The organism is Myxococcales bacterium (assembly GCA_016720545.1).
GTDB lineage: Bacteria > Myxococcota_A > Polyangia > Polyangiales > Polyangiaceae > JAAFHV01.
In genome coordinates this window covers 225427-238187 of record JADKKK010000002.1, presented here as the reverse complement: position 1 = coordinate 238187, position 12761 = coordinate 225427, and the positions used below count along the sequence as shown (strand labels likewise).

Genomic DNA, 12761 nt, shown 5'->3' with positions numbered 1-12761 from the left:
CCTCGCGCGGGGCCGGCGGCATTTCGGGGCGAAGGGCGGGTGGCGGAGCGCCCGGCGCTCGCGTGCGCTCGCCCTATCGTCGACGCGTAACCTCGTGTAGACGGGTGAGGTGAGCTACCTCGTCCTGGCGCGAAAGTACCGGCCGCAGTCGTTCGACGATCTCGTCGGCCAGGCCCACGTCGCGAAGACCCTCGCGAGCGCCATCGCGCTCGATCGAGTGGCCCACGCGTTCCTCTTCACCGGCGTCCGCGGGGTCGGGAAGACCACGAGCGCGCGGCTGCTCGCCAAGTGCCTGAACTGCCTCGGCGCCGACGGCCTGGCGAAGGGCCCCACCGCCTCGCCATGTCAGGTGTGCTCCGCGTGCCAGGAGATCGCGAAGGGCGTCGACATGGACGTCCAAGAGATCGACGCCGCGAGCTACAACGGCGTCGACGAGGTGCGCCGCCTGCAGGAGGGCATGGGCTTCCGGCCGGCGCGCGATCGCTACAAAATCTACATCGTCGACGAGGTCCACATGCTCTCGAACGCGGCCTGGAACGCGTTCCTGAAGACCCTCGAAGAGCCGCCGCCCCACGTGAAGTTCATCTTCGCGACGACCGAGGTCCACAAGGTCCCGGTCACCATCCTCTCGCGCTGCCAGCGCTACGACTTCAAGCTCATCCCCACGTCGGTCGTGCACGAGCGCCTCGCCGCCGTGCTCTCGCAGGAGGGCATCTCCGCCGAGCCCGCGGCCCTCACCGTGCTCGCGCGAGAGGCCGCCGGCTCCATGCGCGACGCGATGAGCCTCCTCGACCAGGTGCTCGCCTACGGGGGCGAGAGCCTCACCCGCGAGACCGTCACGCGGGTGCTCGGCGTGGCCTCGCGGGAGGTGCTCCACGAGCTCGCCCGGGCCCTCGTCGCCGGCACCGAGGGCGGGCCGCTCCTCGACGTCGTCGACCGCGTCTCCGAGCAGGGCTTCGATCTCGTGCACTTTGCACGCGACTTTCTCCGCCACCTGCGCGATCTCGTGGTCGCCAAGGCAAACGAGGGCGCGACCGACGGCGCGTGGACGCGCCTCCTCGACCTCGCCGACGACGAGCGCGCCGACGTGATCGCGCTGGCGGCCAGCACGACCCAAGACGACCTCGTGCGGCTCTACCAGGGGTTCTCGCGCAGCTTCGACGACATCGGGCGGAGCGCGCACCCCCGCGCGGCGCTCGAGGTGGCGCTCGTGCGCCTCGGCCGGAGGCCGGCCCTGCTTCCCCTCGACGAGCTCCTCGCGCGCCTCGGTGAGCTGGAGCGCCGGCTCACGAGCGGGGCGCCCGGGCCGGGCCCGGGTCCAGGCGGTGGGAGCGGCGGAGGTGGAGGCGGCGGCGGCGCGCGCCCCAAGGCGGCGCCTCGCTTCGACCCGACCGCCGCGCTCGACTCGCACGGCGGGGCCCCACCGGGCCGCGGCCCGCGCGCCTCCGCCGACGACGAGCCGCGCGGCGAGCCGGACCGCAGGCCGCCCGCCGAGGCCCGCGCCGAGCGCGGCGACGACGACGACGACCCCGGGCGGGGCGCGCCCACGAGCCACGCGCCAAGCGCCGTCGCGCCCGCGCCGGCGCCTGCGCGCGCACCGAAGGCGCCCCCACGCGCGGCTGCGGCCCGGTCGGCCATCGACGACACGTTCGCCGCGTTCGCCACGAGCGCCGCGGAGCACCGCCGCGAGCGCGAAGCGGAGAGCGCGAGGCCCGCCGCGGCGCGCGCGCCGACGGCGCCCACGACGAGCGCGGCGCCCCGCAAGCCACGCCCGCGCGCTCCCGAGGTCGACTTCGGCGCCTTCGTGCCCGAGCACACGACCGCCGCTGGCGATGACGGGTCGATCCCCCCGCCGCCGCTGTCCGAAGTGCTCCCCAAGGCCCGGGCCGTGCGCCCGGCCGAGGCGCTCGTGGCGACCGTGCGCCAGTTCGTGGCGCTCGTGCGCGCGCAGAACCCGGGCCTCGCGGCCCACCTCGAGCACGGCGGGCCGCTCGAGGCGAGCGCGACGCGGCTCGCCCTCGCGTACGAGCGCGACGCGTTCTCGGCGGTGTCGGTCTCGCAGCCCGAGCACCAGGCCGTGATCCTCGCCGCGGCGCGCGCGGTCCTGGGCGACGAGGTCGCGTGGGTGATCGACACGACCACGCCCGCCGAGGCCCTCCCGATGTCACTCGCGGGGCTCGACGCCGAGGCCCGCCGCGCGGCCCTCGAGCGCGCGCGCGAGGCGGTCGCGACCCACCCCCTCGTGCGCAAGGCGATCGAGCTCTTCGACGCCGAGCTCCGCGACGTGCGCCTCCCGCACGTCGCCGACTGACGCCGGCGCGGCCTTCTTTCACCGATATCCCACCCGTCCCAGACGACCACCAGCACCGAGAGCACCGAGAGCCCCATGCAGTTTCGCGGCGGAATGACCGAGCTTATGCGCCAGGCGGCGCGCATCCAGCGCAAGATCGACCAGACCAAGGAGGAGCTAAAAGACAAGGAGGTTGTCTTCTCCTCCGCGGGCGACAAGGTGAAGGCGACCGCCACCTTCGGGGGAAAGGTCGCGCGCATCGAGGTCGATCCGGAGTTCCTCGCGGCCGAGGGCCTCGACCTCACGCTCGACGCGGTGTGCGCCGCGGTGAACGGCGCGATCGACGTGGCCGACAAGGCCATGGCGGCCGAGCTCGAGAAGGCCACCGGCGGCGTGAAGATCCCCGGCCTCGGCTGAGCGGGGGCATGCTCCCGCCGAAGCTCCGCCGGGTGATCTCGCTCTTCGCCCGGCTCCCGGGCGTGGGCGAGAAGACCGCCAGCCGCTACGTGCTCTTTCTGCTCTCGCAGGCGCCCGACGTGGCGCGTGAGCTGGGCGCCGAGCTCGCCGCCCTTCCGGACCGCGTGGGACCCTGTGAGGCGTGCGGCAACCTGGCCGAGACCCCGGACGAGGGGCCGCGAATGTGTGCGATCTGCACCGATTCACGGCGCGACCCGACGCTCCTGTGCGTGGTCGGGCGCGTGCACGATCTTTTCGCGATCGAGCGCACGGGCACCATGCGCGGCCGCTATTTCGTGCTCGGGCGGCTGCTCTCTCCGCTCGAGGGGGTCGGCCCCGACGAGCTGCCCATGCCGAGGCTCGTGCAGCGCATCGCGACCGACGGCGTTCGCGAGATCATCGTGGCGACGCCGCTCAGCGTCGACGGCGAGGCCACGGCGCTTTTCCTGAAGCGCGAGCTCGAGCCGCTCGGCGTGACCCTCTCGCGCATCGCGAGCGGTGTGCCGCACGGCGGCGATCTCGAGTACGCCGACCCCATCACGATGGGGCGCGCCCTCTCCGGACGCCAGCGCCTCTGAGCCCGCTCCGCGAGCGGCGCTTTCGCGGGCCGGCGGCCTGTGTTCTTCTTGCGCGAACCCCCTCGAGGTCCTTCATGCCCCGCTCCGCGCTCCCGTCGCTCCCGTCGCTCGCTCGTCGCGCCCTCGCGCTCGCCCTCGCCGCCTGCCCGGCCGCCCTCGCCGCGGGCTGCTCCGCGGAGACCGCCACGGCGCCCTCGGAGGACGGAGCCGACGTCGCGATCACGTCGAACGACGGAAAGCTCTTCGACTTCAGCTTCGAGAGTGAGCTCATCGCGCCTAGGGAGACCCCCGCGCGCACCGCCATCGTCGCGCAGCTCCAGTACGTGCAGGGTGCCCTCACGACCGACGTCTCGGGCAACGCGCAGATTGGCCTCGTGAGCGTCACGAACGTCGTCGAGTCCGACGCGGGCGGCGGCAACAAGCGCGTGCGCTACGCCGCCGTGCTGCCCGTAATTTGGCCGAAGACCCGCGCGACGCCGAGCGCGTACACGCTCGTGGTCCCGCGCGACACGACCGCGCTCTCCGCGTTCAACCGCAAGTACGACGGCCGGTGCGGCAAGAACGAGTACGGCGTCGACACCTTCTGGCACGACTTCAACCCCAAGGCCTCGGGCTGCACGGTCGACGCGACCGACGCCGTGAAGAGCGAGGTCAAGATCACGCGCAGCGCGAAGGAGACCACCGGCAAGTACCCCGAGTACGACCAGGTGCTCGCCGACGACGCCATCGACGTGGTCGCCGTGTTCGGCATCATCTCGAGCAACACACCGAACGACGAGGGCGCGCGCGAGATGGAGAACGTGCTGGCAGAGACCGAGCGCGGCCTGACCGGCGTCGTGCGCAAGGAAGGCGAGGCCAGCCGCTCGGTGATCCGCTCGACCTTGCTCACCGGCACGGTCGACGTGGGCGGCCGAGCGCGCAAGGTCACGCTCACGGCCATGCTCACCGAGGAATTGGCGGCCGCGGGGCCCGACTTCGACGCCCTCTACGGCCCGGCGAGCGAGAAGGCCGACCTCATCGTGTACAGCGGGCACTCGGGCCTCGGGAGGAACATCGACTCTCTCGCCGCGCGCACGAAGGTGGTCGCGGGCAAGTACCAGCTCGTCTACCTGAACGGCTGCCAGAGCTTCGCGTATCTGGGCCGTGGCTTTCACGACAAGAAGATCGCCGCCAACGGCGCCGCGAAAGACCCCGACGGCACCAAGTACCTCGATTTCGTGGCGAACGCGCTGCCGGCCTACGGCGACAACGGCGCGACGGGCCTGCTCCTCTACCGCGCGCTCCTGAAGCAGGACGCTCCGCAGACCTACAACGACCTCCTGAAGAGCTTCCCTCGCGTCCACCTCGCGGCGGTGTTCGGCGAAGACGACAACACCTTCCGGCCGCGCTGAGCGATTTCCGCCGCACGAAGGCACACATCTGACCTATTATCGGGACCCATGGAAGCCATCGCCACGACGAGCGCCCCTGGCGCGATTGGTCCGTATTCGCAGGCCGTGCGCGCGGGGGATCTCGTGTTCCTCAGCGGCCAGATCCCCCTCGACCCCGCGACCGGGCAGCTCGTCTCGGGCACCATCGCCGAGGAGACCGAGCGCGTGATGGCGAACCTCGAGGCCGTGCTCGCCGCCGCCGGCCTCACGTTCGCGAACGTGGTCCGCACGACGATCTTCCTCTCGTCGATGGACCACTTCGCCGAGGTCAACGCCGTGTACGGCAAGCGCTTCAGCGGCGTCATGCCGGCCCGCGCGACGGTCGCCGTGAGCGGGCTCCCGAGGGGCGCGCGCGTGGAGATCGACGCCATCGCGCGAGGGTGAACGGCCGGTCGGGCTCGTAACGAGCGGAGCGCCTCGCTCCAATTGTGCAGGTCCTGCACGACTCGACCGAGCAGGCCGTGCGAGCGTTGCACAACGCGCCGCACGACCCGCACGACGCGCCGCGCGAATTCGCCGGGTCTCCCGATGGAACGCCGTTTGCTGAGGGCGAGTGTCTCGGAGACACCGAGCTTCGACTAACCAGCGCCGCGGCGGCGCCAAAATTAGGGGGATCGAGATGATGAAGGTTGGCCGAGAGCGCGGCGGCGCCCGTCGACCGTCACTCCCTCAAGGCGTCCCTCGACGCGATCGAGCGTGAACGCATCCTCGACGCCCTCGCGCGGATGGGCGGCAACCAGACGCGCGCGGCTGCGTCGCTCGGCATGCCGCGCCGCACCTTCATTCTCCGCCTCGAGACCTACGGGGTGTCTCGACCTCGCCGAAGATGAACCCCTCTCGAGCGAGCGCCTCGGCCCAGGCGCGATCGACGAGATCCTTCGCCCAGAAAACACGAGCGCCTCGATTCGAGCGAATCGAGGCGCCTCGCCAAGCCAGGACCGTGCTCTCAGCCGCCGGTCATCTTCGCGACCTCGGCCGCGAGATCGTCGACCTTCTTCTCGATGCCGTCGCCGACGCCGTAGCGCACGAAGCCGTGCAGCTTCACGTCGCCGCCGAGCTTCTTGCCGAGCTCGCCGCGGAGCTTGTCGATGCTGCCCTCGCCCGGCGCCCAGACGTTGTCCTGACCGAGCAGGGTGATCTCGGTGAACCACTTGGCCACCTTGCCCTCGATGATCTTCGGCCAAGCGGCCTCGGGCTTGCCCTCTTCCTTGAGCTGGCCGGCGAAGATGTCCTTCTGCTTCGCGATCTCGGCCTCGGGCACCTGGGCGCGGTCGACCACGCTCGGCGACATCGCCGCGATCTGCATGGCGCAGTTGTCGAGGAACTCGAGGAAGCCGGGGTCCTTCGCGGCCTCGGCGGTGGGCGCCTCGCCCGAGAGGAGCACGCCGATCTTGCCGCCCATGTGGGTGTACGAGATCACCGCGCCGCCCGCGCCAACGGCCTTGAGGCTCGCCCAGCGCCGCACGACGATGTTCTCGCCCGTGCCGCCCGAGATGTCCTTGCGCTTCTGCTCGAGGGCCTCGGGGAGCGCCGCGCCCGCGGGGGTCTCGGCGGCCGCCTTCACGGCGAGCCCGAGGAACGCCTGGAAGTCGTCGCCGCGCGACACGAAGTCGGTCTGGCAGTTGACCTCGACGACGGTGCCCTGGCTGCGATCGTTGGCGACGAGCGCGCGGACCTCACCCTCTGTCGCGACCTTGCCGGCCACGTTCGCGCTCTTGATCTCGCGCTTCTTCTGCAAGATCTCGATGGCCTTCTCGATGTCGCCGCTCGCCTCGACGAGGGCCTCTTTGCACGTGCTCATGCCGGCCTGCGTGCGGTCGCGGAGTTCTTTCACGAGCTTGGCGGTAATCTCAGCCATGACGGTACCTCGGTCTCTGTTGTCTTCGTAAGCAGTGGAAACAATGGGAGAAGGGCGCTCGGGCCGATGGCCGGGCGCCCCCCTCGTTCGTGGCGCGGCGAGTGAGCGAGCGCGAGCGCTGGCTCGTCCGTCGCGCGGCGCTCAGTTGGTCGGCGCGTCAGCCGGCGGGGCGGCGTCGGCCGCGGGGCCACGGCGGCCGCGGAACACCTCGGCCTGCGGGCCGCCACGGTGGCCGCCCTCGTCACCGCGGGACGGCTGCTCCTTGCGGCGCTGCGTGCCCTCGACGACGGCGTCGGCGATGCGCTGGGTGATGAGGCGGATGGAGCGGATCGCGTCGTCGTTGCCCGGGATCACGTAGTCGACCAGGTCCGGATCGCAGTTCGTGTCGGTGATGGCGATGATCGGGATGTTGAGCTTCTTCGCCTCTTGCACCGCGATGGTCTCCATCGCCGGGTCGATGATGAACACCGCCGCCGGGAGGCCGCCCATGTTCTTCAGGCCGCCGAGGTACTTCTCGAGGCGATCGCGCTCCTTCTCGAGGCGCGAGACCTCCTTCTTCGGGAGCTGGAGGTAGGTGCCGTCCTCCTTCATCCGCTCGAGCTGGCGCATGCGCTCGAGGCCGCCCTTGATGGTGCGGAAGTTCGTGAGCGTGCCGCCGAGCCAGCGGTTGACCACGAAGAACGAGCCCGAGCGGAGGGCCTCCTCCTGGACGATCTCCTGGGCCTGGCGCTTCGTGCCGATGAAGAGCAGGTGCCCGCCGCGGGCCACGGTCTCCTGGACGAAGTGGAACGCGCGCGCGAAGAGGCGAGCGGTCTGGTCGAGGTCGACGATGTGGATGCCGTTGCGCGCGCCGTAGATGAACGGGCGCATCTTCGGGTTCCAGCGCTTGGTCTGGTGACCGAAGTGCACGCCGGCGTCGAGGAGGGACTTGAGGGGGAGCGGGAAGTCCACGCGGAGCTGCGGGACGCCCTGAGCGTTCATGGCCATGATGATGAAGGTCCTTTTCGGTTTTGCCGCCGCCCCTCCTCCCCGCTAGCAACCTTTGGCTTTCGCCGCGGAATGCACCGAACGGGGCAGTGTGTGTGAGGGACGTGTGGATTCTGGGAGAGGCGCGCACCCTAGTCGGGCCCGTCGCGGTGTCAAGCGAGCACGCGACCCTTGGCAAACCTTCCTCGCTCCGGTCGCGGCTCGCTCGCGGCTCGCTCGCGGGTTCCCTGAGCGAGGGCCAGGGCCTGTGCTAGGACCGGCGCGTGGTCCTTGCACGCTCCTCCCGTTCGGTCGCTGGCGCGGTCGCTGGCGCGCTCGCGGCGCTCGTGGCGGTCTCGCTCCTCGCGACGGCCTGCGGTCCGGCGCTCACCCCGCCGACCATGAAGGGCCCGCCGCCCGAGTACCTGGAGCCGGCCGTCCCGGAGGCCGGCGCGCCGCCCGGGGCTCCGGCACCCGCGGTGGCGCCGGAGGCCTCGAAGCCGGCCCCCGAGCCAGGGCTGACGCCGAGCGTGAGCGACGCCGGCCCGGGCTGACGCGCCTTCCACTGGCCCGCCCCCTCCCTTCGGGAATAGTCTCGTCGGATGCTGCCTCGCCCTCGCCCTCGCCCCCGCCCCAGCGTGGCCTCCCGCGTCGCGCTCGTCGCGATCGCCGGCGCGTCCAGCGCGCTCTCCGCCTGCGGCGGCGCGGCGGCGCCGATGGCCCCGGCGGCTCCCTCAGGCGCGGGCGACGGCGCGGTGAGCTTCGGGGGCGTGGGAGGCGGCTCGGCGCCCCCCACACACGCCAAAATGTCCGGTGACATCCGCAGGTTCGAGAAAGCGTCCAACCACCTCCGCGCCGACAAGGTGGGCGAGGGCGACGGGAGCTTCGAGCCCGACGGTGTGATGGACCACGTGTTCGATCTCGACATCGAGGGCCCGGCCGACGGCGTGCTCCTCACCTCCACCGACGACCAAGGCGAACCGAACGGAGAGCTCGCCGCGGACACCTTCACCGGCAAGGAAGCGCTGCCCCCAGAGGTCGCGAAGCTCGGCGGCTTCGGGAAGCACACGCTGGGCGTGGGGGTGTACGAGGGGGGCCGCCGCCTCAACGCGTCCGAGGGGCACCTGCCCGCGCTCGAGCCCGGGAGACACGGCCTCGAGCTCTACGTGTCGAGCCGCGACGCGCCTCGCGCGGGCGGCGTCCGCGTCTTCGTCCGCTTCACCGACGGCTCCATCGTGAAGGGCCCCGTCGTCAAGCTCCGATGAGCGGGCGGCTGGCGCGCGGCCCCGCGGGTGCGCCGCCGGCGTGGACTCGCGGGTGGCTCGTCGATCCGTCGCTGTGGGTGTTCGACGGCGTGCGGCACGTCGCCGCGCCGCTGGCCGAGCGCGACGCCTTCCCGACCGTGGCAGAGCTCGACGCCCTCTTGCGCGGCAGCCCGCAGCTCGAGGCGCAGGCGCCACTGCCGGCGCGGCGCCCGAGAGGAGCGCGCTCCGCGCCGGACGGGGCGGCCCTCTACGACGTGCGCATCACGCGCGACGCGCGCCTGCCTACGCGGGAGGGCTCGTGGCACGACCTCATGAACGCGCTCGTCTTCCGCGCGTTCCCGAGGGCGAAGGCTGCGCTCCACGCGCGGCAGGCCGGGGAGCTCTTGGGGCACCTCGATCGCCACGGGGCGCTCCCCGGCGCGCGAACGCGCCTCCAGGACGTCCTCGCGATGCTCGACGAAGGGGGCGCTCTGCTCGCCGTGCGGCCGCAGGACGCGGCAGGCCTCCACCGCGCGATCGCGGCCGGTGAGACGCAGCTGGGCGGCGCGCGGGTCCTGGTCTTCGGCCACGCGATCCTCGAGCACGCGGTGCTCGGCGCGCCCCTACCCCGCGCCGCGCCCGTGGTGCTCTGCGACCCCGAGCCCGACGGGCCGCTTTCTCCGCTCGTGGCGCGGCTCGACGACGCGCTCGCGGCCTACATGGGCGCCGTCACGGGCGCGCCCATGCCCCCCGCGTTGGCCCTCGACGCCCTCGACGCAGACGCCCGACCGTGATCCGCGCCGCCTCTTCGGGCTCGGCGGTCACGTCGCCCGGGGCCCCGCGACGATGGCCTGGACGATGTCGCGGCGGCTCACCTTCCCGCTCGTCGTCTGCGGGAGCTTGTCGGTCACGAAGACGCGAGCCGGGACCATGTAGTCGGGGAGCTTCAGGCGGCAGTGATCGAGCAGCTCGGCCTCGGTGAGCGATTTCCCCTCACGGAACACCACGGCCGCCCAGATCTCGTTCTCGATCATCGGGTCGGGCACGGCCACGGCGCAGAACTCGGAGAGCTCGGCGTCGCGCAGCGAGAGCGCGATCTCGATCTCGGCGAGCTCGATGCGGTAGCCGCGGCTCTTGATCATGTCATCCTTGCGCCCCAAGAAGAAGATGTCCCCGGCGGCGTCCTTGCGCGCGAGATCGCCTGTAAAATACACGCGTTCGTTCAGGTGCGGCAGGAGCGGGAAATTGCGGAACGCGAACGCAGTCTTCTCGGCGTTCTGGTAGTAGCCCGGCGACACGTGCGTGCCGCGCAAGATGAGCTCGCCCACCTCCTCGGGCGCGCACTCGCGGCCGTCGTCGGTCACCACGAACGCCTCGGTGTTCTCGAACGCCTGGCCGATGCTCACGGGCTTGTCGAGCTCGAGCGCGTCCGCGTCGATCTCGAAGTAGGTGCAGTAGATGGTCGCCTCGGTCGGACCGTAGATGTTCACGAGCCGCGCCTTCGGGAGGTGCTCGTGGAGCTTCTTCATGAAGATCGCCGGGCACGCCGCCGCGCCGCTGATGAGCACGCGCAGGCTCGTGAGGTCGTAGCGCTTGAAGAGCTGCGGCCGCTCGACGATGGCGCCGAACACGGTGGGCACCGTCGACATGAACGTGATCTTCTCGGCCTGCACGGCCGCGAGGATCGTGTTGATCATGAGCTGGTTCTTGATCACCACCAGCGTGGCGCCTTGGCGGAGCGCGTTGTAGGTGTCGAGGCCCGAGATGTCGAAGGTGAAGGGCGCGACCTGCGCGACCACGTCGTCTTCCCGCACGTCGAGCTTCTCGTCGCACCACTCCATGAAGGTCATGATGTTGCGGTGGGTGATCATCACCCCCTTGGGCTTGCCCGTGCTGCCCGAGGTGTACATGACGTAGGCGAGGTCGGCGTCGAGCGCGGCGAGCCGCGTCTGACGCGCGGCGGGCTGGCTCGTCACGAACGAGAAGCCGCGCACCCGGTCGTCGCCCGCCGGCTCGTCGTCGAGGAGCACGACACGCTCCACCGCGGTGCGCTCGAACAGGCGCTCGGCGATCAGGGCGTCGGCGACCGAGCGCGAGGTGAAGAGCACACGGATGCCGCAGTCTTCCAGGATCTGCAGCTTTCGCTCGACGGGGAACGCGTAGTCGATGGGCACGTAGGCCGCGGCGGCCTTCAAGACCCCGAACTGGATCGCGACGTACGTGTGCGACTTCTCGAGACAGATCCCGACTCGGTCGCCCTTCTTGCCGCCGAGGGCGACGAGCGCCTGCGAGAGCTGGTTCGTGAGCGCGTCAAGCTCGGCGAAGGTCATGCTGGCGTCGCCGCACACGATCCCGCGCTTCGTGGGGAGTCGGCGAGCCGTCGCCTCGAGGGCGTCGGTGATGAAGGTTCCCATGCCCGAGAAATTACGCGAAGCCGAGCCACAAGGCGCGGAATGTTGCGCTCCCACGCGGCGCGGAGCGAGCCGACCCCCGCCTTCGTACGGGCGACCACCGAAATGTGCGCGGGGCGCCGAGCCAGCGCCCGACGCCCCGTGTCGCTGCGGCGCTCGAGCGCCCGCCTCAGGCTCGCTTGAAGGGCGCCTTGCCGGCGTACACCGCGCCGCGGCCGAGCTCGAACGCGATGCGCACGAGCTGGTTGTACTTCGCGACGCGATCGGACCGCGAGAGGCTCCCGGTCTTGATTTGACCTGCGTTGGTGGCCACCGCGAGGTCGGCGATGAACGTGTCCTCGGTCTCGCCCGAGCGGTGGCTGATGATGCTGCGGTAGCCCGCGTCGGTCGCCATGCGGATCGAGTCGAGGGTCTCGGTGAGGGTGCCGATCTGGTTGACCTTCACGAGGATCGAGTTGGCGATGCGCGCCTCGATGCCGCGGGCGAGCCGCGTGGTGTTCGTGACGAAGAGATCGTCGCCCACGAGCTGCACCCGCCCGCCGAGCGCATCGGTCAGGTTCTTCCAGGTGTCCCAGTCGTTCTCGGCGCAGCCGTCTTCGATGGAGACGAGGGGGTATTTCTCGACAAAACTCGCGTAAATCGCCAAGAGCTCGTCGCCCGTGACGACCTTCTTGTCGAACGTGTAGGTGCCCGCCTTCTTGTCGTAGAACTCGCTGGCCGCGCAGTCGAGCGCGAGGGCGATGTCCTCTCCCGGGCGGTAGCCGGCGGTCTCGATCGCCTTCAGCACCGACTGGAGGGCCTCCTCGTTGGAGCCGAGGCGCGGGGCGAAGCCGCCCTCGTCGCCGACCGCGGTGGTCTGTCCGCGCGCCTTGAGATCGGCCTTGAGGGCCGCGAACACCTCGGCGCCCATGCGCACGGCCTCGGCGAAGCTCGCGGCGCCGACCGGCACGATCATGAACTCTTGAATCTCGAGGCCATTGTCGGCGTGGGCGCCGCCGTTCAGGATGTTCATGAGCGGCGTGGGGAGCACGCGCGCGTTGGCGCCGCCAAGGTAACGCCAGAGCGGCAGCCCGAGCGCGTCGGCCGCGGCGCGCGCGACCGCCATGGAGACGCCGAGGATCGCGTTCGCGCCGAGGTTGCCCTTGTTCGGCGTGCCGTCGGCCTCGCACAAGATGGCGTCGACCTCGGTCTGGTCGAGGGCGTCGAGCCCGAGGACCGACGGGCCCAGCACCTGGTTCACGTTCTCGACGGCCTTCTGCACGCCCTTCCCGCCGAACCGTTGCTTGTCGCCGTCGCGCAGCTCGATCGCCTCGTGCTCGCCCGTAGAGGCACCGCTCGGGACGGCGGCGCGGCCGCGGCCGCTCTCGGTCTGGACCTCGACCTCGATCGTGGGGTTCCCACGGGAGTCGAGGATTTCACGGGCGATGACGGCATTGATCTCGGTCATGGGGGCTCCTTCACGGTCGCGGGCGACGAGACTCGCCCCGCGCAAGCGCACTAAATCACCGAGCCCGCGAGGGGAGCAAGC

At 71.1% G+C, this 12761-nt stretch carries 13 protein-coding genes; 9 read left to right on the top strand and 4 right to left on the bottom strand.

From position 1 onward, the window contains the following. Nucleotides 1-109: 109 nt before the first annotated feature. The 6 genes from dnaX (at nucleotide 110) to IPQ09_04910 (ending at nucleotide 5584) form a co-directional block, all read left to right on the top strand. Entirely contained in the window at nucleotides 110-2311 is a 2202-nt protein-coding gene (gene dnaX, locus IPQ09_04935) for a DNA polymerase III subunit gamma/tau (protein ID MBL0193565.1), read from the top strand. Nucleotides 2312-2386: 75 nt separating this feature from the next. After that, entirely contained in the window at nucleotides 2387-2707 is a 321-nt protein-coding gene (locus IPQ09_04930; protein MBL0193564.1) for a YbaB/EbfC family nucleoid-associated protein, read from the top strand. 8 nt (nucleotides 2708-2715) lie between these two features. Beyond that, the gene (gene recR / locus IPQ09_04925) at nucleotides 2716-3324 is read left to right on the top strand and encodes a recombination protein RecR (GenBank protein ID MBL0193563.1); all 609 of its coding nucleotides are present in this window, start codon (nucleotides 2716-2718) and stop codon (nucleotides 3322-3324) included. Nucleotides 3325-3398: 74 nt separating this feature from the next. After that, entirely contained in the window at nucleotides 3399-4715 is a 1317-nt protein-coding gene (locus tag IPQ09_04920) for a hypothetical protein (protein ID MBL0193562.1), read from the top strand. Between the two features lie 48 nt (nucleotides 4716-4763). Continuing rightward, the gene (locus IPQ09_04915; protein ID MBL0193561.1) at nucleotides 4764-5138 is read left to right on the top strand and encodes a RidA family protein; all 375 of its coding nucleotides are present in this window, start codon (nucleotides 4764-4766) and stop codon (nucleotides 5136-5138) included. Nucleotides 5139-5383: 245 nt separating this feature from the next. Continuing rightward, entirely contained in the window at nucleotides 5384-5584 is a 201-nt protein-coding gene (locus IPQ09_04910) for a hypothetical protein (GenBank protein MBL0193560.1), read from the top strand. 116 nt (nucleotides 5585-5700) lie between these two features. Here IPQ09_04910 and tsf read toward each other — a convergent pair whose 3' ends face one another. Both tsf and rpsB read right to left on the bottom strand, forming a co-directional pair. Beyond that, the gene (gene tsf / locus IPQ09_04905; GenBank protein MBL0193559.1) at nucleotides 5701-6612 is read right to left on the bottom strand and encodes a translation elongation factor Ts; all 912 of its coding nucleotides are present in this window, start codon (nucleotides 6610-6612) and stop codon (nucleotides 5701-5703) included. 141 nt (nucleotides 6613-6753) lie between these two features. Next, the gene (gene rpsB / locus IPQ09_04900) at nucleotides 6754-7593 is read right to left on the bottom strand and encodes a 30S ribosomal protein S2 (GenBank protein MBL0193558.1); all 840 of its coding nucleotides are present in this window, start codon (nucleotides 7591-7593) and stop codon (nucleotides 6754-6756) included. 269 nt (nucleotides 7594-7862) lie between these two features. Between rpsB and IPQ09_04895 the strand changes: the two genes are divergently transcribed. The 3 genes from IPQ09_04895 to IPQ09_04885 are packed head-to-tail and all read left to right on the top strand — an operon-like array spanning nucleotide 7863 to nucleotide 9616. Then, nucleotides 7863-8132: a hypothetical protein gene (locus IPQ09_04895; protein ID MBL0193557.1), complete on the top strand. Its 270-nt coding sequence runs from the start codon at nucleotides 7863-7865 to the stop codon at nucleotides 8130-8132. Between the two features lie 48 nt (nucleotides 8133-8180). Then, entirely contained in the window at nucleotides 8181-8843 is a 663-nt protein-coding gene (locus IPQ09_04890) for a hypothetical protein (protein ID MBL0193556.1), read from the top strand. After that, nucleotides 8840-9616: a DUF3025 domain-containing protein gene (locus IPQ09_04885; protein ID MBL0193555.1), complete on the top strand. Its 777-nt coding sequence runs from the start codon at nucleotides 8840-8842 to the stop codon at nucleotides 9614-9616. The genes IPQ09_04890 and IPQ09_04885 overlap by 4 nt, the downstream gene beginning before the upstream one ends. Nucleotides 9617-9643: 27 nt before the next feature. Here the strand turns inward: IPQ09_04885 and IPQ09_04880 are convergent, their stop codons facing one another. Both IPQ09_04880 and eno read right to left on the bottom strand, forming a co-directional pair. Continuing rightward, nucleotides 9644-11236, bottom strand: coding sequence for an amino acid adenylation domain-containing protein (locus IPQ09_04880; protein MBL0193554.1), 1593 nt, complete (start codon nucleotides 11234-11236; stop codon nucleotides 9644-9646). Between the two features lie 166 nt (nucleotides 11237-11402). Continuing rightward, nucleotides 11403-12680: a phosphopyruvate hydratase gene (gene eno, locus IPQ09_04875; GenBank protein ID MBL0193553.1), complete on the bottom strand. Its 1278-nt coding sequence runs from the start codon at nucleotides 12678-12680 to the stop codon at nucleotides 11403-11405. Nucleotides 12681-12761: the final 81 nt, after the last annotated feature.